A 21,991-nucleotide genomic window follows, 5' to 3' on the forward strand; every position below is an offset into this window, starting at 1 on the left:
CAGACCACGATGGCCTGACCGCTCCATCTTCGCCGTCATATAGAATGACGCGCTTTGCCCGTACAAGACCCTGCCCATGTGGTTCAAAAACCTTCAGTTGCACCGTCTCCCCGCTCCGTGGTCCGTCACCCCTGAACAGATGGAGAAATGGCTCGCGCCGCACGCGTTCGCGCCCGGCAACAGCGTCGAGATGCAAAGCCACGGCTGGGCGTCGCCGCGCGACAACGGCTCGCTGGTGTATTCGCTCAATGGTCAGATGCTGCTGGTGTTTCGCACCGAAAAGAAACTGCTGCCCGCTTCAGTCGTCACGCAAGTGACCAAGGCGCGTGCGCTCGAACTCGAAGAGCAGCAGGGCTTCAAACCCGGCCGCAAGCAGATGCGCGAACTCAAGGAACAGGTGACCGACGAACTGTTGCCGCGCGCCTTCAGCATCCGCCGCGATACACGCGTGTGGATCGATACCAGAAACGGCTGGCTCGTGATCGATGCCGGCTCGCAAGCGGTCGCCGACGAAGTGCGCGGCCTGCTGGTGAAATCGATCGATCAACTGCCGCTCGGCACGGTGCGCGTCACGCAATCGCCGGTTGCGGCGATGACCGAATGGCTGCTTTCCGGTGAAGGTCCCGCGGGTTTCACGCTCGACCAGGACACCGAGTTGCGCTCGCCGACGGAAGGCAACGCGACAGTGCGCTACGTTGGGCATACTTTGGACGCCGAAGATATGCGCCGTCATATCGAAGCCGGCAAGCAATGCATGCGGCTTGCGATGACGTGGAACGATCGTGTCTCGTTCGTGCTGACGCCAACGCTCACGATCAAGCGTATCGCGCCGCTCGACGTCCTCAAGGAAGCGAGCGATCCCACCGCGCAGAACGATGACGAGCGCTTCGATTCCGACGTCACGCTGATGACCGCCGAACTCGACCGCATGCTGGGCGATCTGCTCGACGCGTTGGGCGGCGAGCAGGGCGAGGCGATGCCGCAAGCTGCGGCTGCCTGAGTGGCGTTCGCCTGAGTCGAGCCTGAGTGGATCTCGCTGCGATCGTGCAGCGCCGATGCGCGATGCATTCGCGTAGCGGCGCTGCGTGAGAGCGTCGCTACGCGCAGACCGCCGCCACACCGGACCCTGCTGCGCCAGCGCCGTGAATGTGGTTAAGATTGCGACCGTAACGGCGTGATATCAACCGGGCATGCCGCGCTCGAATCGCCGGAGGGCATCTATATCAGCTTGTATCCGGGCGTCGAGATCGATCGCTCGCCCGACGATTTCGCGCGACGCGACCTACAACCTGACGCACCGCAATTGTTCGAGCAGCGTATCGCGCGCTCTTGCAGCGGCGATCGAAGGCGCGTCGGCGCGGGTCTGGGGGAGCCTCGGTGGCTGGCGGCCATTTTTGCGCGTGATTACGACGCCGAATTGTGGGTAGCCGCGCAACAGCGCAAACGCGCCACGACGATGGCGTGGACGCCCGGCCTCACGCTCGACTATGCACGCGCTCAACATGCTCGCCGACCCGCGTCCGTCGGGTAGGGTGAAGATGGCGCGCCTCGCCGTGCGCAGAATGGTGCGTGCGCGGCAGCAATGGCGCGAAGAAGAGCGCGGCGCGTGATGGATGTGCTTGACGCCGGCGTCCCGCCAGCTTGCCCAACTTCGACGTAGCGGTAAAAACAGTAGACGGATCAAGAGCTTGTCGATCTTGCTGGATAGTTATGCACAGATTTGCGAACAGATTCTGTTGATAACTTTGAGGCCGCCATTCGGGCGGCTAGTCACGGAGGTCCGGCCCGTTTTTCGCGGGTCTGATTTTTTTGAACCGCACTTTGCACTGCGATTGGTCTCGTAGCGCTTTCCTGTTTGCGAAGTTCTGTGCGGCATTCTCGACCCTTACGCGGCACTGGTCTTCAACAAAGGCTATGTCGAGCATACAGTGCATGCGGTTCTCAACGCCCCGAAGGAAGTCGCCTTGGGGGCAAGCAACTGCGGAATCGCCGCAATCTCGTTGCTTTTGTTTACCGTGCGCACCTGCTCCAGCACCACGAGTTGCCCTATGGCAACGCCGCGTTCGCCGCCAATACTGTTGCTCGGCGTCTTTGCACGCTTTCCATCCCGCAGCATTCGTTGAAATTCCCCATGTCGACACATGGCTGTTTTGCCCGCTCGGGCGACGCGATATCGCGTTGATGCTCTATAGGAAAAGTACGATTTGATAAAAATGTTGTAGCACTGCGAATTTTGCGAATTGTTGACAAATGGTTAGCTTGATTTCCGCTAGTTTACGGCCGGTTAAAAATCCGTAAAACGAAGCAGAAGAATGAACCGGAAGACATATAGGCTGGTGTACAGCCGACTGAGAGGAATGCTTGTCGCCGCCGCGGCAACTGGCAAGCAGGCGGGAGAGATCACGGTAAGCAGCAGAAAATCACAGGGTGTGATTTTTTCGTTGCGGCAGATCGCGTTCGCCGCACTCGCACTTATTGGCGCGCTGCCGTCGCTGTCGGGCGCACAGATCGTTCCGGGCGGCGCGCACGCCCCATCCGTCGTACAGACACAGAACGGCCTGGATCAGGTGAACATCAACCGGCCCTCGGGCACGGGCGTCTCGATGAATACCTATGGCCGGTTCGACGTGCAGCCGAAAGGCGCGATCCTGAACAATTCGCCCACCATCGTGCAGACGCAGCAGGCGGGCATGATTAACGGCAATCCGAATTTCGGACCGGGCCAGTCCGCACGTGTCATCGTCAACCAGGTCAACAGCAGCGCGGCCAGCCAGATCAATGGTCATCTTGAAGTCGCGGGCCAGCGCGCGGAAGTTGTCATCGCGAACGGCTCTGGTATTTCGGTCAATGGTGGCGGTTTTATCAATACGTCCAGGGCCATCCTGACCACGGGCACGCCGAACTTTGCGCCGGACGGTTCACTCTCGGGCTTTAACGTGACCGGGGGCAACATCAGCATCCAGGGCGCGGGGCTGAATGCAGGCGATACCGACCAGGTTGACCTGCTTTCCCGCGCCGTCCAGGCAAACGCCGCAATCTATGCGAAGAACCTGAACGTCGTGACCGGTGCGAACAGTATCAGTCATGACACGCTCGCTGCAACGCTTGTCGCGGGCGATGGTCCGGCGCCGGGGGTCTCCATCGACGTGAGCCAGCTTGGCGGCATGTACGCGAACAGGATCGTTCTGGTCGGCACGGAGAATGGCGTTGGTGTCTCAAATAAAGGTGTTCTCGCGGCGCAGGCAGGCGATCTGGTACTGAGCACCAATGGCCTGCTGACGCTTGCCGGACAGACCAACGCAAGCGGAAACCTGACGCTGTCCGCACGGGATGGCATCGACAACAGCGGGACAACCTACGCGCAGCAGAATGTCACAGCGAGCACGTCGGGCGGGCTCACGAATAGCGGTGTGGTGGCGGCGCAGCAGAGCACGACCGTCAAGGCGGGCAGCGTGGCATCGACGGGTACGCTCGGTGCGGGTGTGAACGGCGACGGCAGCCTTGCGCAGTCCGGCGACCTTTCCGTGACGGCTGGCGGCACACTGACCGCGACCGGGCGCAATGCGGCCGGCGGCAATGCGGCGCTGAACGGCGCGGCGGTCAATCTCGCCGGAAGCCGTACCTCGGCCAACGGTGCGCTGGCACTCACGGCCAGCAGCGGCGACCTGAACCTGTCGGGCGCAACGGTGACGGCGGGCGGCGCGCTGGACACGCGCGCCTCCGGGACGCTGGTGAACGACGGCGGTGTACTGTCGTCAGGCGGTCCGCAGACCGTCACGGCTGGCGCACTGTCCAACCGCAATGGGCAGATTGTCTCGGGCAGTACGCTCAACGTCGCGGCAACAAATGACTTGCAGAACCAGGGCGGCGCGCTGCAGTCGTCAGGCGCACTTTCCGTCAATGCCGGTTCGCTCGACAACACGGGAGGCCATGTCGCGGCGCTGGGCGCGGACGGCCTCACGCTGGCGACGGTCGGCCTGCTGAACAACGGCTCGGGCGGCACCATCGGCGGCAATGGCAACGTGACCGTGCAGGCCGGACAGATCGCAAACGCGGGTTCGATCACGGCGGTGCAGTCGCTGATCGCCAGCGCCGTGCAGACGCTGTTCAATGGCGGCACGCTGGCGGCGAACAGCAATGTCACGCTGGCCGCAGGCTCAACGCTGACGAACGCAAACACCGTCGCGGCGGGCCATCTTGCAACGCTCTCCGCTGCGACATTCGACAACAGCCACGGCAACCTCGGTGCAGACCAGCTCGCGCTGCATGCGGCGAACCTCGTTAACCACGGCGGCAGCATCACACAGACCGGCACAGGCGCGATGACCGTCGATGTAACCGGCACGCTCGACAATTCGGGCGGCACGCTGCAGACCAATAGCGACGGCCTGGCGCTCGGCCCTGGTTTGCTTATTAACGACGGCGGCACGATTCTCGACGCCGGCATGGGCACGCTGACTATTGTTCCTGCCAATGGTGCAGGTTCCTTCTCCAACGTCGGCGGCCAGATCATTACGGCGGGGCAACTCGCCGCGTGGGCCGGTAGCCTGAACAACGCGAACGGCGTGCTCGCCGCGCGAGGGAACATTGCAGCAAACATCTTAGGCGACTTGAACAACGCTCAAGGGGCGATACGCTCACTGTCGTCGCTGTCGCTTGCGACTGGCGGAGCCCTGACGAACACGAACGGACAAATACAGTCCGGCACCGGTACAGCGGGCGACGAGGGTACGCTCGGCCTTCAGGCGGCGTCCGTCGATAACACGAACGGTCTTGTCGGCAACCTCGGCACGGGAGACACGACCGTGCAAGGCGGCAGTCAGATCGTGAACACGGGCGGCGTGATGACGGGTAACGGCAACGTCGCCGTCGATGCGTCAGCGCTCGTGAACACGCAGAACGGCCAGGTGAGCGGCGCGAACGTCGCCATGCGGGCCGATGTCGTCGACAACAGCAGCGGCCAGATTGGCAACCTGACTGGCTCGAATGGCGATGTCGCGATCACGACGACCGGCGCGCTCACGAACACAAACGGACAGATTGGCGCGACCCATAACCTGTCCGTCAATGCCGCAGCGCTCACGGGCGGCGGAGCGTACAGCGCGGCCAATGACGTAGCGGTAAGCGTACAGGGCGACTTCGCGCCGACGCAGGATTTGCAGTTCGCCGCAGGTCATGACCTCAGTTTCACCCTGCCGGGCAGGTTCAACAACAGCGCGACGCTCGAAGCGGTGAACAACTTCGGCATCAATGCGGGCGATATCGCCAACAGCGGCGTGATGATGGCGGGCGGCACGCTCATGACGCACTCGAACACCCTGAGGAACACGGGTGCAATCGTTGGCGGCAGCGTCTCGCTCAATGCCACGCAGTCCATACAGAATGTCGGGCCAACCGCGCTGATCGGCGCGACGGACAGCAACGGCACGCTTGAACTGCTCGCGCAGGACATCGAGAACCGCGACGACACGACGATGACCGACACGCAGGCGACGACCGCAATTTACGGTCTTGGCAAAGTCGTATTGGCCGGTGGCAAAAACGCGGACGGCAGTTACACGAATGCGAACCTGATCCGCAACCAGTCGGGCCTGATCGAATCGGCGGGCGACATGGAACTGCACGCCGCTCAGGTGACGAATACCCGCACGACGATGACGACGACCGGGCTGAATCAGCCGGTCGATCCGGCGCTGCTGGATCAACTGGGTATCAGCCTGACCGGATGCACTGCGGTCAATATGGCCGCCTGTTCCGGTCAGAATGTGGGTTGGTCCAACGCGAACCCGACCATGATTGGCGGCGTCAATATCGAGCCGCCGCATGGGGGGCAGTGGAACAGCGGCTACCAGTACACCACCTATACGGGCGTGGCGCTGGCGAACCTGACCGCAACCATCAGCCCGCAGGCGCAGATCATTGCGGGCGGCAACCTGGACGCGTCAAAGGTGGGTCTGTTCCAGAACTACTGGAGCGCGGGTGCGGCGGTGGGCAACATCGCGGCGCCCGTCACGCTCGACCAGAACAGCTGGCAGGGCCAGAGCGCTCCCGAACTACAGGTCACGTATTCGGGCTACTACCACTACAACAACTACGACAACTCTGAGCACAACTGGACATTGCCGTTCGGCAATGCGCCGTTTGTCGGCTCGAATCCAGGCGGCTACCAGGCGGCGCCCGCCGACATCCACCATTACTCCCTGCCGGGCTACGAAGCGAGCTTTGTCGCGGGCGGCACGCTGTCGGGTACGGGCATCAGCATCGACAACACGGCGGGCAACGCGGGGATTCCGTCTATCGGTCTTGCCGCTGGGCAGTCGCTCACGGGCGTCAATGCGGGCGCGGTCAGCGGCAGCGCGGCCCGGATCGATCCGGTCATGACCAGTGCGACGGCGGTCAACGTCCTGAGCAACCTGACCGTCCCGCAGGGCGGCCTGTTCAAGCCGGCTACGTCACCGGGTGCCGGTTATCTGATCGAAACGAATCCGGCCTTCACGAACCAGAAATCGTTCATTTCGAGCGACTACTACCTGCAACAACTTGGCCTGAATCCGCAGGCGACGGAGAAGCGTCTCGGCGACGGTTTCTACGAGCAGCAGCTCGTGCGCAACCAGGTTACGTCGCTGACGGGCAAGGCCGTACTCGGTCCGTACACCGACCTCCAGTCGATGTACCAGTCGCTGCTTGCCGCAGGCGCATCGCTCTCGCAGTCGCTGAACCTGCCGCTCGGCATGAGCCTGTCGCCTGAGCAGGTGGCGGTGCTCACCAGCAACGTCATCATCATGCAGACCGAAGTGGTTGACGGCCAGTCCGTGCTCGTGCCGGTCGTCTATCTTGCGAAGGTGAGCCAGCAGAACATGAACGGCCCGCTGCTCGCCGCGACCGACATTGACATTCAGAACGCGCAGACCTTGACCAACAGCGGCACGGTGCAGGCAGGCAATACGTTGTCGATCCAGGGCAACCAGATCAACAACGCATTCGGCTCGCTGCAAAGCGGTGGCCTGATGTCGCTGACGACGAAGGGCAATGTTGATCTGACCTCGGCGACGGTGAATGCGGGAAGCCTCGCGTTGAACGCGGGCGGCGACTTGCTGCTGAATACGGTGGTGAAGACCGTCGAACAGGTTAGCGCAACAGGTGCCACACGCACCACAACCGCGCTCGGCCCCATTGCGAACCTGAACGTGACAGGTGACGCGCTCATCGTGACCGGCGGCAATGTCGAGCAGAATGCGGGCAACCTGAACGTGGGTGGCAACCTCGGCATGGCCGTGGGTGGTAACTATGACCTGGGTTCGGTGCAGACCGGCGAACACAAGATCGTGGCGGGCGCCAACGGCGTCTCGAATACCAACGCCAATCAGACGACCGGCAGTTCGTTGAACGTCGGTGGCGTTTTGCAGATCGGCGTGGGCGGCGACCTGACGGCCACGGGCGCGGACCTGAATCTGGCTGGCGGCGGCACGCTCGCAGCGAATGGCAACGTCACGCTGCAAGCGGCGAAAGCTACCTCCACCACCGACAGCAATAGCTCGGGTAGCGACAGTCACGGCAGCTACTCAGAATCACTGCGCCGGTCCGACGATACGCTCACGGCGACAACGCTCAATGCCGGCAATTCGCTGACCGTGGCGTCAGGCAAGGACATCAACGTCACTGGCAGCGCGATCAGTCTCGACAAGGGAATGGCGACGCTGGCGGCAACGGGTAACGTCAAGATCGGCGCAACGACAGAAACGCATGTCGATAACTCGCAGGAACAGCACAGGCACAGCAATGTCGTGAGCGGCCAGGAAGTGTCGAGTTCGCATGACACCACGACGACGCTTTCGCAGGGCAGCATGGTTTCCGCCGATGCCGTGACCATCGCGAGCGGCAAGGATATCAATGTCACGGGCAGCACCATCGTTGGCACGAACGACGTTGCGCTCAGTGCCGCGCATGACGTGAACATCACCACGTCACAGGACACCATGCAGTCCTCCAGCAGCTATCAGGAGAAGCGCACGGGCCTTGGAACGAGCGGGTTGACTGTCACAGTTGGCACCAACAAGCTCTCGACCACCGACCAGGAGTCGAGCGTCACGAACAACGCGAGCACGGTCGGTTCGATCAACGGCAATCTCTCGATCCAGGCGGGCAATACGCTGCACGTCACGGGCAGCGATCTTGTCGCGGGCCAGAACGTAACGGGCATCGCAGCCAATGTGATTATCGACGCGGCGGCGGACACCTCGCATCAGGCGCAGACGCAGAAGACGAGCAGCAGCGGCCTCACGATCGGCCTCGCGGGGTCGGTGGGCGACGCGATCAACAATGCGTATTCGGAATCCCAGGCGGCCAGCCGGTCGGCCGGCAGTGGCAATGACCGGGCGGCGACGCTGCACAGCATCGCGGCGGCGGGTGACGTTGCGCTGACGGGCATGGGCGCGAAGACGCTGGCCGATGGGGGCAAGCCCGACATCGGTATCAAGGTCAGCATTGGTTCGAGCAAGAGCCAGAGCCAGTCGTCTGAGGACCAGGCAACTCAGCGTGGCTCCAATGTGCAGGCAGGCGGCATGGCGGCGTTCGTCGCGACGAATGGCGACATGACTATCGCCGGGTCGAACGTGAGCGCGAATGATGTCGTATTGGCTGCGAAGAACCAGGTGAACGTCATCAACACGACAGACACCGATTCGACGCGTAGCTCGAACAGTTCGAGCAGCGCAAGCATTGGCGTGCAGTACACGCTTGGCGGCGGCTTTGGCGTCTCGGCGGCGATGGCGAACGCGCATGGCGATGCGAACAGTGACGCGTCGATCCAGAATGCCTCGCATGTCACGGGCGCGAATAGCGTTACGGTGATCTCGGGCGGCGATACGAACATCATCGGCTCGCAGATTGCGGGCAAACAGGTCACGGCTGACGTTGGCGGCAACCTGAACATCACGAGTGTGCAGGACGTGACGAACAGCGCGGCGCATCAGAGCAGCGCGGGTGGCGGCTTCACGATCAGCCAGGGCGGCGGAAGCGCAAGCTTCAGCGCACAGAACGGCCAAGCGGACTCGAATTATGCGGGCGTCAATGAGCAGGCCGGGATCAATGCGGGCGATGGCGGCTTCAACGTCAACGTCAAGGGTAATACGGATCTCACTGGCGCGGTGATTTCGAGCACGGCGGACGCCTCGAAAAACAGGCTGACGACCGGGACACTCACGTATAGCGACGTTCAGAACCAGTCACATTACGACGCCAACAGCAACGGTATCAGCGCGGGTGTGGGCGTTGGTGTAACAGGAAAAGCGACCGGCCCCGGCTCGGTCAGCGGTCAGCCTGGCGTCTCGCCGATGATTTCGCAGAACGACAGCGGCGATTCGAGCGCGACGACGCGTAGCGCCATCAGCGCGGGCACGATCACTATCACTGACGGCGAGCATCAGACTCAGGACGTTGCGAGCCTGAGTCGCGACGCGACGGACACGAACGGCACGGTTGCGAAAACGCCGGATGTGAACGATATCCTCAATCAGCAGGCTGACACGGTGCAGGCCGCCCAGGCGGCAGGACAGACGGTGTCGCAAGGTATCGGTGCGTATGCGGATATAAAGCGCGACGACGCGGTTACCGCGCTCCAGGCCGCGAAGGATCGGGGCGATACCGAAGGCATGGCGGCCGCGCTGGCTGACTACAACAACTGGCGCGAAGGCGGTGATTCGCGTGCAGAACTCCACGCGGCGGGTGGCGCGCTGATCGGTGGACTTGGCGGCGGTAGCGCGTTCAGCACGATTGGCGGCGCTGCCGGTGCGGGTTTGTCCTCCCTTCTTGCGCCGCAGACGAAGGAACTCAGCGACGCTGTTGCGGGTGCGACCGGCTCGGCGCTGATTGGGAACCTGGCCGGGAACATCGCGTCGGGGATCGGTGGTGCAGTCATTGGCGGGACGGCGGGTGCGGCAGGCGCGTCGAACGTGAACCTCTACAATCAGGGCAACAATAAGGACGAGGACAAGGCTCGTCGTCTTGTCGAACAGGCAATTGGGGTGCCCCCTGGCACGACGCAGGGACGGTCGATTGGAAATCTGGTCGACCAGTTTATCGGGATGGTAAAGAGCGGCGCTGCTGCGAAGATGTCAGAGTCTCCAACTGACCTGATGGCGCAGGGCGCGGCGAACGGCATCAATGCCGTCATCGGCGCTAAGGGTGGCGAGCCGCCGACGGCGAGCCCGGGACTGGTGCTGGTGGACTCTGCGACCAAAGGCGTGGCGAACGCTGGGATCGGGACGCCGGGGTACGTGCCCAGCAATGCAACGATCAATAACGGGAACAACGATTCAACTTCCAATGCATCAAACGAAGGTAGCAACAGCGGCAATACAGGCTTTGACACGTCTAATCTAGAGGGCAAGTTAAAAGACTATTTGTTGAACCCAGACCACTCGCAGAACCAGTCCAAAGCAAATTGGTTTAATCAGGCTTTAGGCTTCGATCAAACCAGCTGGCAAGATCTTGCTTCCCAGGTGCGCTTCGACCCGGCAACCGCTGTACCAACAAAGACGGGTCAATACGGACAGACCTACGAGCAGGTTATTTCAATCACCGGTCCAAATGGAAAGACGATTGATACAACGTTTGTCTTTATGAAGGACAATTCAGGAACGGTCAGATTGGTAACGGGAATTCCTGCAAAAAAATGAGCGCAATGAAAGAAAACGATACCTTCCAGCTATCTAGACCGGTTGAGGCAGAACTGATCGGTGAGCATACTGCGGTAACTTTGCCGACCGGGACGACTGTTGCCGTTGTTCTAGTCTTCGGTGATCCTACATCTCCCGAAGCATACGAGATCGAAGCGTATTTACCTGAAACTGACAGGTATGCGCTTGCCACGATTGCGGCAAGAGATATTTGACAGATAACTCGTCAATTTGCAGCAACCCCGGTCGTGGCCGGGTGCGCCTCACTCAGCCGCATACCGAGCGATAAACAGATTCAAGAACCAATCTAGCAATGAAAATTCGAAAGAGGCTGGCGGCGCTGCCGCTCACAGCCCTGGTATCGCTCGCGTCGAACGCGCAGCATGCGCCGACGCCAGCCGATGAAGCCGCCGCCGCACGGGCCAACGCCGAGCAGAACCAGCAGATCCAGCAGCAGCGCGACGCACAGCAGCGTGACGCAACCGTGCAGGCTCCCGCCGTGCGTTCGACGCTGCCAGAAATCGAGGGCTACCCATTGTTGCCGGTCGAGACACCATGCTTCCGCATCGGCAAATTCGCGCTTGATGTCCCGACAACCCTGCCCGATGCGGTGCGCAGCAAGGGAGCGTCAGCCCTATCACTGGACCCGTTCGCCTTCGCGCGCGAATGGCTCGATCACTACAGGGGCCAGTGCGTAGGCAAGTCCTGCATTGACACGCTGACCAAGGGGCTGCAGCAGGCGATCCTGAGCCGTGGATACGTGACCACCCGCGTGCTCGTCCCGCAGCAGGACCTGTCCAGCGGCACGCTGGCATTCGCGCTCGTTCCTGGCATCGTGCACCAGCTCCGCTTTGCCGATCCTGCCACGCGCGGCACCCTGAAATCCGCATTCCCCGCCCGCGACGGCGACCTGCTGGACCTGCGCGATCTTGAGCAGGGGCTGGAGCAGATGAAGCGCGTGGCGTCGCAGGACGTGGACATGAAGATCGAGCCGACGGACACGCCGGGCGAGAGCGATGTCGTCGTGAGCGTGAAGCGCTCGAAGCCGTGGAGCTTCATCACGTCCGTCGATAACTCGGGCACGGATGCCACCGGCAAGTGGCAGGGCAACGTGAGCCTCGGCATCGACAGTCCGCTGGGACTGAACGACATACTCACAGTCGGCGCAAATCAGGACTTGTCGTTCGGCAACAAGTCGCTCGGCTCGCACGGTTTCAACGGTTCGTACTCGCTCCCATGGGGTTACTGGACGGCCACGCTGTCCGGCAACACGAACACGTACTACCAGAACATTGCGGGCGTGAACCAGACGTTCGTGTCCAGCGGCAACTCGCAGACAGCGGCACTCAGGCTCGCGCGTGTACTAAGCCGCAGCCAAAGCGACGTGTTTGGCGTGGAGTTCCAGATATCGAAACGCTTCGGCGAGAGCTTCATTAACGACATCGACATACCGCAGCAGCGGCGCAACAACACGTTCATCGAAGCGGGCCTGACCGACCGCCACTACGTCGGCGCGGTGCAGTTTGACGGCACACTGGCGTATCGTCAGGGCATCGGCGGACTGGGCGCGACGGCTGACCCGTATCCCGATGGCCCCACGTACCGCTACCACATGACCGTGCTCGACGCGAACCTGTCGATCCCGTTCGCCGTCGCCCAACAGAACTTCCGCTACGTGACGACCGTTCACGCACAGTTCACCAACGACACGCTGTTCTATCTGGACGACCTCACCATCGGCAGCCGTTACACAGTGCGCGGCTTCGACGGTGAAACCATGCTGGCGGCAGAGAAAGGTTTCTACTGGCGCAACGAATTGCAGTGGCCTATCGGACAGACGGGACAGGCGCTGTACGCCGGGATCGACTATGGCCGCGTGTTCGGACCGAACACGACGTTTCTGGCCGGAACACAACTGGCGGGCGCGGTGATCGGCATCCGCGGTGGTCTGCCTTCGCGCTTTGTCGGTATCTCCTACGACCTGTTCGCCGGGACGCCGGTCTACAAACCCAGCGGCTTCCCGACATCGCGCGTGACGGTCGGCGTGCAGGCCACGGCGCAGTTCTAGCGTGCAGTGGGGGAATGGATGTTTGAAGGCGCGAGGGGAAAGAAATCTCCCCGACACGCCGCCCGGAAAGCCTTATTCGGCGGGGCTGTTTATCACAGGGTGTGATTTGTCCACACCATTGCGAGCAGATTCCGTTGATAACTTTCCCATGCACGGCGCCACGGCCAAATGAGTGATTTCAACCAATATGGCGGGTGTATGCTCAAAGCGACTGCTTGTCGATGACAGCACCCCACCACGCCGGATTTTGGCCGTGGCTCTTTCAGGATCAAACCGTGCCGGGCGCTCAGCGCCTGTTGCGGCAGCGGGTTTTACCGGCGTGAACGCGATGCTCAGGACGAACCCAGTTGCATCGATCGGCCTGTCAGATGACTGAGCCCACGCGTTTCACGGTGCGTCACCTCAGCGTCTACCGTTATTCGGAACCCGTGCGGTTCGGCGAACACCGGATGATGTTCCGACCGCGCGCCAGCCACGACTTGCGCCTCGTCACGAACCAGTTGGTGATTACGCCGACGCCGTCCCGGCTGCACTGGCTACACGACGTGTTCGACAACTCCGTGGCGGTCGCGAGTTTCGCGGGCAAGGCGAGCGAATTGCGCTTCGATAGCGAAGTGACGCTGGAACACTTCGAAACGCCCATGCCCGATTACGCGCTCGAACCGTACGCAGTGAACTGGCCGTTCGCGTACACCAACGAGGAAGCGTCCGATCTCGTGAATGCGCGCAGCCGCCAGTATCCGGACGGGGACGTGGACGAGTGGGCGCGGCGCTTCGTTCCTGTGCACAGCGGCGGTGCGAGCGGCAAGAACGGCACCGGCGGCACAATGGCGCTGCTGCGCGCGATGACGCTCGAAATAAAAAGCACGTTTTTCTATGTGCGCCGCACGGAGAAGGGCGTGAACCGTCCTGGCGACACCTTGCGCAACCGCAGCGGCAGTTGCCGCGATTTCGCGGTGCTGATGATGGACGCGGTGCGCTCGCTCGGTCTCGCGGCGCGCTTTGTGAGTGGTTATCTGTTCGTGCCGGAGCACGACGCGACGCAAGGCGGCGGTGCGACGCATGCATGGCTGCAGATCTATTTGCCGGGCGCCGGCTGGGTCGATTTCGATCCGACCAATAGCATAGTCGGCAATCGCCATCTGATTCGGGTGGCGGTGGCGTGGAATTACTACCAGGCGTTGCCGTTATGGGGCACATGGCATGGCGCGCCGCATTCGTTTCGCGGTTTGCAGGTCGATGTGAGCGTGACCGAAGGCGAGTGAGGGTGAGCCCGATGAAAGGGCTTGTACAAACCGAACGTGTTAGCTGGGAGCGTCAATTCAGGTTGCTCACCGGGCGCGTCAACTGAACGTTTCAACTGGAAGAGGGCGCCGCGATGAAATTGCGCGTTGGCTACGAGCTGGTCTATGAGTGCGTGCAACCGACGCCGATGATGTTGATGTTGAACACGCACTATTCGCACGCGAAGGACGTGCTGAGTGCGGATTTGCTGGTGGTCGATCCGCCGGTGCCGATCAGGCAGTATCGCGACGGCTTCGGCAATTTGTGCAGCCGGATCGTCGCGCCGCAGGGACGGCTCGCGTTGTCGACGAGTGCCGTGCTCGAGGTCTCGTCCGAACCGGAGAGGCGGCCGCCGCTGACCGAGCAGTATGCAGTGGAGGCGCTGCCTGACGATTCGCTGGTATTTCTGCTGGGCAGCCGTTACTGCGAAACTGATTTGCTATCCGAATTTGCGTGGCAGACGTTCGGCAAGATGCCGCTTGGTCGCGGGCGGGTGGATGCGATTTGCAACTACGTGCACGAGCACATCGTATTTGGCTACGATTTCGCGCGGCCGACCAAGACCGCCTGGCAGGCGTGGCAGGAGAGGAAGGGCGTGTGCCGGGATTTCGCGCATCTGGCCGTGACGCTGTGCCGGGCGATGAATATACCGGCGCGTTATTGCACGGGGTATATCAGCGATGTCGGCACGCCGCCGCCGTATGCGACGATGGACTTTGCCGCGTGGTTCGAGGCGTATGTTGGCGGGTGCTGGCAGACATTCGATCCTCGGAATAATGTGCCGCGTACAGGTAGGGTTTTGATGGCTCGGGGACGCGATGCGGCCGATGTCGCGATCAGTAATGCGTTTGGGCCTACGCAACTGCTGAAGTTCGATGTGGTGTGCGAGGCTATATAGGAGGCTCATTCGCCAAGGGCCGGCGCGCGCACCGGCCTGACTGATCCGCGTCAGCCGCCCCGATAAGCCTGTTCAAGCAACGCGATATCGAGCTTGACCATTTTCATCATGGCTTGCATCACGCGGCTGGCTTTCGCGGCATCCGGGTCGCGCAGCATTTTAGGGAGTGCGTCCGGCACGATCTGCCACGACACGCCGAACCTGTCCTGAAGCCAGCCGCATTGCATCGGCGCGCCGCCGTCCAGGAGCTTCGCCCAATAGCCGTCGACCTCCTGTTGCGACGCGCAGTGCACGAACAGCGAAATAGCCGGCGTGAAGCTGTATTGGGGGCCGCCGTTCAAGGCCATGAACTCCTGACCTTCCAGCTCGAAGGTGACGAACAGCACGTCTCCCTTCGGCCCGGGGCCGGCGTCCGTGTAATGCATCGTGGTGGTGATGCGGGAATGCGAAAACACCGACGTGTAGAAGCGTGCGGCATCTTCGGCATTACCGTCGAACCACAGGCATGGCGCAATTTTTTGCATACGAGCTCCTCGTCATGGATGGGCGCGTGGCTTATTTCTGCCCGCACTCCATACTCTGCATACCTTGCTGAATCTGTTCCGGGGTCAGGTCGCGCTTATGCGTGGCGAGCGACCAGCTGTGGCCGAACGGGTCCTTCAACTGGCCGTAGCGGTCGCCCCAGAACATGTCGGCAAGCGGCATGGCGACCGTCGCGCCGGCCTCGACGGCCTGCTTGAAACTGGCGTCGACGTCTTCGACGTAGTGGTGAATCGTGACCGGCGTGCCTTTTAGCGCGTTTGGGCCCAGCGCGTTGTGGTCAGGCCATTCGTCGGTCAGCATCAGCATGGAGTCGCCGATTTTCAGGCAGGCGTGCATCACTTTGCCGCCGGGACCGGGCAGGCGGTATTGCTCGACGGCGTTGAAAGCCTTGGTGTAGAACGCGATGGCTTCCGCGGCGTTGGCGCAAATCAGATACGGGGTCAGCGAGTGCATCCCGTCCGGGATCGGTTTGACAGCGGGGCTGGACATGACGGCGACTCCTTGAAGTAACAGGTTTGTGAGTTGAAAGACCGACTGCGTGAGCCAGGCCTTCAACGTTACGACGAGTGCGTCGCGTTTGAATCGACACTCCGGAAAAAATATTTTTTAAGCACGCCCGTGCGGCGTGGGTGTGGGTGTGGACGTCTGCGTGGACATCTGCGCGGGCGCAGGCGCGTGCACGGGCGTGCGGCGCAGGTCGCCGCGCGGATTCAATCGGCCGGATTGTCTTCTCCCGGCGTTATTTCAACCGGCAGGATTGTCGTCATCCGGCGGCGCGGCGGGGGTGGACGGTGCCGACGGCGTCGCTGCTGCGCCGCCTGGCGCGCCGAGGACGCTGATCTGGAACGTCGAGGTTGCCGCGAGCGATTGCAGCGTCGCGTCTTCCGGAATGTGTTCGAACAGCGGCAGGATCACCGAGCCGCCGATCACCGCGCGCCGGCTATTGTCGGCCGGCCGCAAACCCCATACGTCCTGGTAGACCACCGGCACGGCGACTCCGTTGCGGGTCGTGTTGCCGATGTACAGCATCACATGGCCGCTGATGTAGATCAGCGTGCGCAATGGTTCGCCATGCTGGGCGAGGTAGTCGAGCCGTTGCGCCGGCGTCGAGCCGGAAAGATCGATCATGCGTCCCGCGCTCATTTGCGTCGACGAATGGCGTGGCAGCCACACGCCGAACGTCGCGAAGATGCTTTGCAGTTCCGACGAACAATCGTTGTAGAGACCGCTATTGCCCCAGCCGTACGGCCGCCCGATCAGCGTTTTCATCAGCATTGCCAGATGCCGCGGGGTCGCGGCGAGCGGCATGGGAGCGATCTGCGCATCGCTCAGGTGGGCGGTGCGGATGATCGCCTGGCCGTCGACGTCGCGGGCCGGGACCAGGAGTTTGCGGGCGGCGGGGGCGCCGGCGGCTTCGCTTGCGGTTTTGCCAGCCTGTGTTGCGGGCCGCATGGCGTTGTCTGGCACGAGCGGCAGCAGCGTGCCGGCGGGCGCGTCGAAGCGGAACACGCCGCGGCTGTCGCGCACCGGCGCCGAGGCAGCTGTCACCGCGCCCAGTGACCTCGCGGTGGCAGCGCGCCACGTGTCGACGAAGGCGTCGTCGGTCATGCCGACGCCGTCGCTGCGCACCCAGCCTTGCACGTCGGGCGTTTGCACGTAGCGCCACGCGCCGTCGACGCTGCTGCCCAGCACATACAGCGGCGTGCCGGGGCGTACTGCCGAGATCTGAAGGTTGTCGAACGGATAGCCTTCGCCGGCCAGGCGGTGATCGTAAAACGACGGGTCCATGGTCGGCAGTTCGCGCACCATCAGGTTGCTGGTGGCAATTGCGCGGCGTGCGGGCTTGTAGACGACCTCCTGCGTGAACTGGCCGACCGCCATGTTTTGCGCGATGGTGTCGATCCACGCCTTGTCGTGCGGCCGGAAATTTTCGCCGTAGCCGAGCGCCGCGCCGCTTTTGCCGGTGTTGTCGAACTTGTCGATGCGGCGCTGCTGCAGCGCGACAATGTCCGCGCCTTGCTGACGGTAGACGCGCATCGTCACGTAAGCGGAATTCCACGGCGACGGCGCGGCCGTGCCGGTGCCGAAATAGCGTGCGTAGAGGGCGCTGAAGTGCGCCTGCTGATCCGCGGGGCTCAGGAACGGCTGGTCGTAGCCGGGGCTGTCCGGTTCGAGCCAGTGGTCGACGTTCTGGTCGTAATTGGCGATTGGGAACAACGCGACCGTGTCGACGCGCGCGTGGGCGTCGCGGGTCGGCGACGGATTGCTGCAGGCGGTGAACGTAGCAGCGGCTGCAAGGGCGGCGCATAACGTGGCGGCACGGCGGGCGTGCGGCAAGCGGGCGGCGAGGCGTGTGGCAAAGCGTGCAGCAGTGGGGGGCAGGGCGGCGACAGGCATGGAGTTCGGCGGTGATGGTCCAAGGGCACGATGATACGGTGTCGCGCGAGGCGCCGGGCGGTGGATGCTTGCTGCATCGACGCGGAACGAGCTAGCCAGGCGTTCTCACGCTTACAGGTTACTCGCGGGCATGAGCGCCACGTTGCGCGACACGGCGGCGGCATGAAGCCAATTGCCTGCGCTGTGCCTGCACGGCGTTATGAGTGTATTTACACAACGCTTATGTGTTTTCATTGAGGTTCGAATCGTCAATTACGCTGTGCCATACCGCACTCACGCACAAGCGGCCGCGCAGGCCGGGTGTTTCGTTACGCTCGACACATCGCCTCGAATCGTCTTTCACGAGGCTCCACAACCAGGAGAACAACATGCAAACCAGCGCACGCAATCAATTCGCCGGCGAAGTCGCCGAAGTCAAACACGGCGCCGTGAACGACGAAGTCACGTTGCGCACCCCGGACGGTCTCGAGATCGTTGCGATCATCACACACGGCAGCGCGACATCGCTCGGTCTCGCTGCAGGTAAGAAGGCATTTGCGCTGGTCAAGGCGTCGTCGGTGATCGTGATGGTCGACGTGGCGAAGAGCCAGGTGTCGGCGCGCAACTGCATCGCCGGCACCGTGTCGGCGGTGACCAGGGGTGCTGTGAATTCGGAAGTGACGATCGCCGCAGGCGGCGCGCAGATCGCCGCGATTATCACCAACGAAAGCGTCGACCGCCTCGGCCTTGCGAACGGCAAAGCGGCGACGGCGATCTTCAAGGCATCGAGCGTGATCGTCGGCGTCGAATAACGATCGCTGCGTGGCGCTGCCCACCGGCTTAACGTCTGGACAAAGCCATCAGGCCGCACGCAGAGCGGGCGGAAAGAGGGCGGCATGCGCAGTGCGGCGTGCCGTGAAGGAAACGGCGGCTTGCTTTACACTGCAGGCCTCGCTGCTCCTCTTTCCCGCTTTCATCACGGACACCGTCATGTTCGAAGTCTCCTCCGCCTCGCATCTCCCCAAAGCCGCGCAATACGAAGAGCTGGTCGCCCAGGCGCGCGCGCTGCTCGCCGGTGAAACCGACTGGATCGCCAACGCCGCGAATTTCTCCGCTTTCGTGTTCCATTCGCTGAGCGATCTGAACTGGGCCGGTTTCTATTTCCACGATGGCCGCGAGCTGGTGGTCGGGCCGTTCCAGGGCAAGCCTGCTTGCGTACGCATCGCGCTCGGCAAGGGCGTGTGCGGCACGGCAGCGCTTACCCGTCAGACGCAAGTGGTGCGAGACGTGCATGAATTCCCCGGCCATATTGCCTGCGATTCGGCATCGCAATCCGAAATCGTCGTGCCGCTCGTCGCACCGGACGGCACGCTGATCGGCGTGTGGGATGTCGACAGCCCGGTCGTCGCGCGCTTCGACGCAGAAGACGCGAAGGGCATGGAAGCGCTATGCGCAGCGTTTATCGAAGCCGCTCTGCCGCGCGCGTCGTAGGCGTTTCAGGAAAGGCTGATCCAGCGGTGCGGCGGCACCCTATGCTGTTTCGTACATAGACTAGATGCACTTCAGGGGATAGGTCGGCGGACCTCATCCCGCTATCGTTCTCTCCACGCGCTCAAGACACCCCGAAGGCAGTTCCCTTGGGGGACAGCACATGAGCGCGACGAACCCCCACCAGGTTTTGGAGACATGCGTGAGTTCCGCCACCGTTGCCCCGCTGACATTTCAACGCTCCCTCGCTTTACCCCGCAATTGCACCTTCGATAGCCACGACTGGGAGATTCTCAGCCGCTACTGGCATCCGGTGGCGTTCGCCGCCGACGTGACCGATAAACCCATCAGCGTGACGCTGCTCGACGAACTCTTGGTCGTGTTCCGTTCCGCTCGAACGGCCAACTGGTGAGCGCACGCGACATCTGTCCGCATCGCGGCGCGCCGCTTAGCCAGGGGGCGACAACGGCAACATCGTGTGCCAGTATCACGACCTCGCGTCCGTTTGCGACGGCAAGTGCAAGCACCTTCCGTCGCAAACGGACGAAGGCGTTGAAGGCCGGTGTGCGTTGGGTCATGAGGCGCGGAGTATCCCCGCAATAGCGAACGCTTTATGAGGTGCGCGATGACGGGCGTGCCGCAGCCGGAACTGGGGAATACACCGAGGGAAACGATTCGCGCCGGGAATGCGCGGCTGGCGCGGCGGCTCCGGCCAGGGAAAGCCGCTATCATGCTCACGGTTACCCGGCGGATTGGACCGAATCGGCCGGCTTTGCCAGTTGCGCCGTACGCGACAAGAAAAACGCTCAATCGCTTTCCTCATTCGTTTTAAATAACCAGGAAATTCAAAGGCCGGCGCGATGCAAGATCACCACTACGCCGAAGCGCGCACACGCGACGCCGCGCTTTCAGCGGCGCCATACGGCATGTTCGTCTGCATGGCCGACGGCACGTTCGACTCGGTCAATGCTGCTTTCGAAAAGCTCACCGGTTTTACCGCCGCGGAATTGATCGGCCGGTGCACCTTTGAGTCCTTGCACGACCCGGCCGAACTCGCGAGGCGGCGTGCCGAATTGCCGCCGCTGTCGGCGGTAGGCTCGCGCTATGAAGGCGAATGGACCTATGTGCGGCGCAACGGCGCCCCGATTCGCGTGGTGTTCGCGTTGGCGCCGCTCGCCGCCGAGCCGGCGTATCCCGGCGGGGTAGCCATGGGGCCCGCCCGCTATGTCGGCATGGCCATTGACATGACGCGTTACGCGCAATCCGAAGCGCGCCTGTGGTACGTCGCGCATCATGACGGCGTGACCCGCCTGCCGAATCAGACGCTGTTTACCGAACGCCTCGAGCTGACGATCGCGCGCTGTCGGAGAAGCGGCAACGGCTTTACGGTGCTGATCGCCGAGCTCGATCATTTACGCAAGCTGCGCGATGCGCTCGGTTTGCATGCGGCCGAACTGGTGTTGCAGATCGTCGGCGAGCGGCTGCGCGGTCTCTTTCCCAACGACGGTACGATTGCCTCGATCGGTGGCACGCAATTCGCGCTGCTGATCAATGAGACCGGCGCGGCGGCCGATGCTTTCGCGGCTGAGGCACTGGGTCGCATCGCCGAATCGATCGACTACGCGGGCACCGCGCTGAACATCACGGCGAGTATCGGCATCGTCGCCTATCCTGCCGACGGCGCCGATGCGCCGACGCTGATGCGCCGCGCGGGCGTGGCGTTGTCGGCGGCTTCGGCGGTGAGCGGCAGCGCGGTGCGGCGCTTTTCCACCGCGCTCGAAGGCCAGGCGGCGCGCCGCTTCGAACTGGGGGCGATGCTGCGCGAAGCGCTCGAACGTCAGCAACTGCATCTCGTGTATCAACCGCAGGTGACGCTCGCCAACGGACGCATCGCGCAAGTGGAGACGCTGCTGCGCTGGAATCATCCGCAGCGTGGTTTGATCAGTCCGGTCGAATTCGTGCCGGTTGCGGAAGAGTCGGGGCTGATCGAGCAGATCGGCGAGTGGGTGATCCGTACCGCGTGCCGCGACGCCGGCAAATTGCTGCGGCTCACCGGAACCTTGCCACGGGTCGCGGTGAACGTGTCGCCGCAGCAGTTCCAGCAGCACAATCTGTTCGAGACGATCCGCGAGGCGCTCGAAGATGCCGCGCTCGATCCGTCGTACCTTGAAGTGGAAATCACTGAGGGCGTGCTGCTCGGCGATACCGAGCAGGCGTTGCAGACGCTGCATGCGTTGCGCGAATTGGGCGTTGAGGTCGCAGTGGATGACTTCGGCACCGGCTATTCGAGTCTCGCCTATCTCACGCGTTTTCCGCTGAACCGCCTGAAAATCGATCGCTCGTTTGTGATGCGCATGAGTACCGAGCCGCAATGCGCAGCGCTCGTCGGCGCCATTATCGCCATGGCGCATGCGTTAAAGCTGCGGGTGACGGCCGAGGGCGTGGAGACGGCCGAACAGGCCGCGCAACTGGAAGCGCTCGGCTGCGACGAGGCGCAAGGATTCTGGTTTTCGCGGCCCATCACCATCGCGGCGTTGCGCAATTTGCTGAAGCCGTTGGGCTCCGCTTGACGATCCGGCTGACGTTGGCAATCCCGCTGCCAACTTGAAGCCGCGGTCCTTCAGTCGCCGCAGCGCGTCGCCTAGCTAAGCGCACAAG

General features: G+C 62.6%; 14 protein-coding genes and 1 pseudogene. 12 read left to right on the top strand and 3 right to left on the bottom strand.

Going from position 1 to position 21,991, the window contains the following annotated elements; genetic code table 11:
- Positions 1 to 76 precede the first annotated feature (76 nt).
- From AYM40_RS04610 to AYM40_RS04645, 7 genes and pseudogenes are all read left to right on the top strand, one after another.
- The gene (locus AYM40_RS04610; RefSeq protein WP_063495199.1) at positions 77 to 1,000 is read left to right on the top strand and encodes a recombination-associated protein RdgC; all 924 of its coding nucleotides are present in this window, start codon (positions 77 to 79) and stop codon (positions 998 to 1,000) included.
- A gap of 162 nt (positions 1,001 to 1,162) precedes the next feature.
- Positions 1,163 to 1,610: pseudogene (locus tag AYM40_RS04615) on the top strand (DUF308 domain-containing protein); the annotation flags it as partial.
- A 702-nt stretch (positions 1,611 to 2,312) separates the two neighbouring features.
- Entirely contained in the window at positions 2,313 to 10,676 is an 8,364-nt protein-coding gene (locus AYM40_RS04625; protein WP_082854941.1) for a hemagglutinin repeat-containing protein, read from the top strand.
- A gap of 5 nt (positions 10,677 to 10,681) precedes the next feature.
- Complete coding sequence (locus AYM40_RS04630; protein ID WP_236720894.1) at positions 10,682 to 10,891, top strand: hypothetical protein; 210 nt, start codon at positions 10,682 to 10,684, stop codon at positions 10,889 to 10,891.
- Between the two features lie 98 nt (positions 10,892 to 10,989).
- Positions 10,990 to 12,744, top strand: a complete 1,755-nt coding sequence (locus tag AYM40_RS04635; protein ID WP_063495204.1) for a ShlB/FhaC/HecB family hemolysin secretion/activation protein — start codon at positions 10,990 to 10,992, stop codon at positions 12,742 to 12,744.
- 368 nt (positions 12,745 to 13,112) lie between these two features.
- Positions 13,113 to 14,009 carry a transglutaminase family protein gene (locus tag AYM40_RS04640; RefSeq protein ID WP_063495205.1) on the top strand — a complete coding sequence of 299 codons (897 nt, stop codon included), beginning with the start codon at positions 13,113 to 13,115 and terminating at the stop codon, positions 14,007 to 14,009.
- Between the two features lie 113 nt (positions 14,010 to 14,122).
- Positions 14,123 to 14,926: a transglutaminase-like domain-containing protein gene (locus tag AYM40_RS04645; RefSeq protein ID WP_063495206.1), complete on the top strand. Its 804-nt coding sequence runs from the start codon at positions 14,123 to 14,125 to the stop codon at positions 14,924 to 14,926.
- A 50-nt stretch (positions 14,927 to 14,976) separates the two neighbouring features.
- Here AYM40_RS04645 and AYM40_RS04650 read toward each other — a convergent pair whose 3' ends face one another.
- From AYM40_RS04650 to AYM40_RS04660, 3 genes are all read right to left on the bottom strand, one after another.
- Positions 14,977 to 15,450, bottom strand: coding sequence for a VOC family protein (locus AYM40_RS04650; RefSeq protein WP_063495207.1), 474 nt, complete (start codon positions 15,448 to 15,450; stop codon positions 14,977 to 14,979).
- Between the two features lie 31 nt (positions 15,451 to 15,481).
- Positions 15,482 to 15,958: a VOC family protein gene (locus AYM40_RS04655; RefSeq protein WP_063495208.1), complete on the bottom strand. Its 477-nt coding sequence runs from the start codon at positions 15,956 to 15,958 to the stop codon at positions 15,482 to 15,484.
- Positions 15,959 to 16,213: 255 nt separating this feature from the next.
- Positions 16,214 to 17,866: an SH3 domain-containing C40 family peptidase gene (locus AYM40_RS04660; RefSeq protein ID WP_082854942.1), complete on the bottom strand. Its 1,653-nt coding sequence runs from the start codon at positions 17,864 to 17,866 to the stop codon at positions 16,214 to 16,216.
- Between the two features lie 368 nt (positions 17,867 to 18,234).
- Between AYM40_RS04660 and AYM40_RS04665 the strand changes: the two genes are divergently transcribed.
- The 5 genes from AYM40_RS04665 (at position 18,235) to AYM40_RS04680 (ending at position 21,903) form a co-directional block, all read left to right on the top strand.
- Positions 18,235 to 18,657: a TOBE domain-containing protein gene (locus tag AYM40_RS04665; protein WP_063495209.1), complete on the top strand. Its 423-nt coding sequence runs from the start codon at positions 18,235 to 18,237 to the stop codon at positions 18,655 to 18,657.
- 178 nt (positions 18,658 to 18,835) lie between these two features.
- Positions 18,836 to 19,336 (top strand): GAF domain-containing protein, encoded by a 501-nt coding sequence (locus tag AYM40_RS04670; protein WP_063497838.1) that lies wholly within the window; start codon positions 18,836 to 18,838, stop codon positions 19,334 to 19,336.
- A 199-nt stretch (positions 19,337 to 19,535) separates the two neighbouring features.
- Complete coding sequence (locus AYM40_RS04675; RefSeq protein WP_063495210.1) at positions 19,536 to 19,745, top strand: hypothetical protein; 210 nt, start codon at positions 19,536 to 19,538, stop codon at positions 19,743 to 19,745.
- Entirely contained in the window at positions 19,742 to 19,936 is a 195-nt protein-coding gene (locus AYM40_RS43585) for a hypothetical protein (RefSeq protein WP_420488461.1), read from the top strand. Before AYM40_RS04675 ends, AYM40_RS43585 begins: the two co-directional genes overlap by 4 nt.
- A 257-nt stretch (positions 19,937 to 20,193) precedes the next feature.
- A complete protein-coding gene (locus AYM40_RS04680) occupies positions 20,194 to 21,903 on the top strand; it encodes a putative bifunctional diguanylate cyclase/phosphodiesterase (protein ID WP_063495211.1) in 1,710 nt (569 codons plus the stop codon).
- Positions 21,904 to 21,991 lie beyond the last annotated feature (88 nt).

The organism is Paraburkholderia phytofirmans OLGA172 (genome assembly GCF_001634365.1).
GTDB lineage: Bacteria > Pseudomonadota > Gammaproteobacteria > Burkholderiales > Burkholderiaceae > Paraburkholderia.

Excerpts from the sequence above, each read along its gene's own strand:
- AYM40_RS04650 (WP_063495207.1), bottom strand. The coding sequence starts at position 15,450 with ATGCAAAAAATTGCGCCATGCCTGTGGTTCGACGGTAATGCCGAAGAT.
- AYM40_RS04660 (WP_082854942.1), bottom strand. The coding sequence starts at position 17,866 with ATGCCTGTCGCCGCCCTGCCCCCCACTGCTGCACGCTTTGCCACACGC.
- AYM40_RS04655 (WP_063495208.1), bottom strand. The coding sequence starts at position 15,958 with ATGTCCAGCCCCGCTGTCAAACCGATCCCGGACGGGATGCACTCGCTG.
- AYM40_RS04630 (WP_236720894.1), top strand. The coding sequence starts at position 10,682 with ATGAAAGAAAACGATACCTTCCAGCTATCTAGACCGGTTGAGGCAGAA.
- AYM40_RS04640 (WP_063495205.1), top strand. The coding sequence starts at position 13,113 with ATGACTGAGCCCACGCGTTTCACGGTGCGTCACCTCAGCGTCTACCGT.
- AYM40_RS04670 (WP_063497838.1), top strand. The coding sequence starts at position 18,836 with ATGTTCGAAGTCTCCTCCGCCTCGCATCTCCCCAAAGCCGCGCAATAC.
- AYM40_RS04680 (WP_063495211.1), top strand. The coding sequence starts at position 20,194 with ATGCAAGATCACCACTACGCCGAAGCGCGCACACGCGACGCCGCGCTT.
- AYM40_RS04610 (WP_063495199.1), top strand. The coding sequence starts at position 77 with ATGTGGTTCAAAAACCTTCAGTTGCACCGTCTCCCCGCTCCGTGGTCC.
- AYM40_RS04645 (WP_063495206.1), top strand. The coding sequence starts at position 14,123 with ATGAAATTGCGCGTTGGCTACGAGCTGGTCTATGAGTGCGTGCAACCG.
- AYM40_RS04625 (WP_082854941.1), top strand. The coding sequence starts at position 2,313 with ATGAACCGGAAGACATATAGGCTGGTGTACAGCCGACTGAGAGGAATG.
- AYM40_RS04635 (WP_063495204.1), top strand. The coding sequence starts at position 10,990 with ATGAAAATTCGAAAGAGGCTGGCGGCGCTGCCGCTCACAGCCCTGGTA.
- AYM40_RS04665 (WP_063495209.1), top strand. The coding sequence starts at position 18,235 with ATGCAAACCAGCGCACGCAATCAATTCGCCGGCGAAGTCGCCGAAGTC.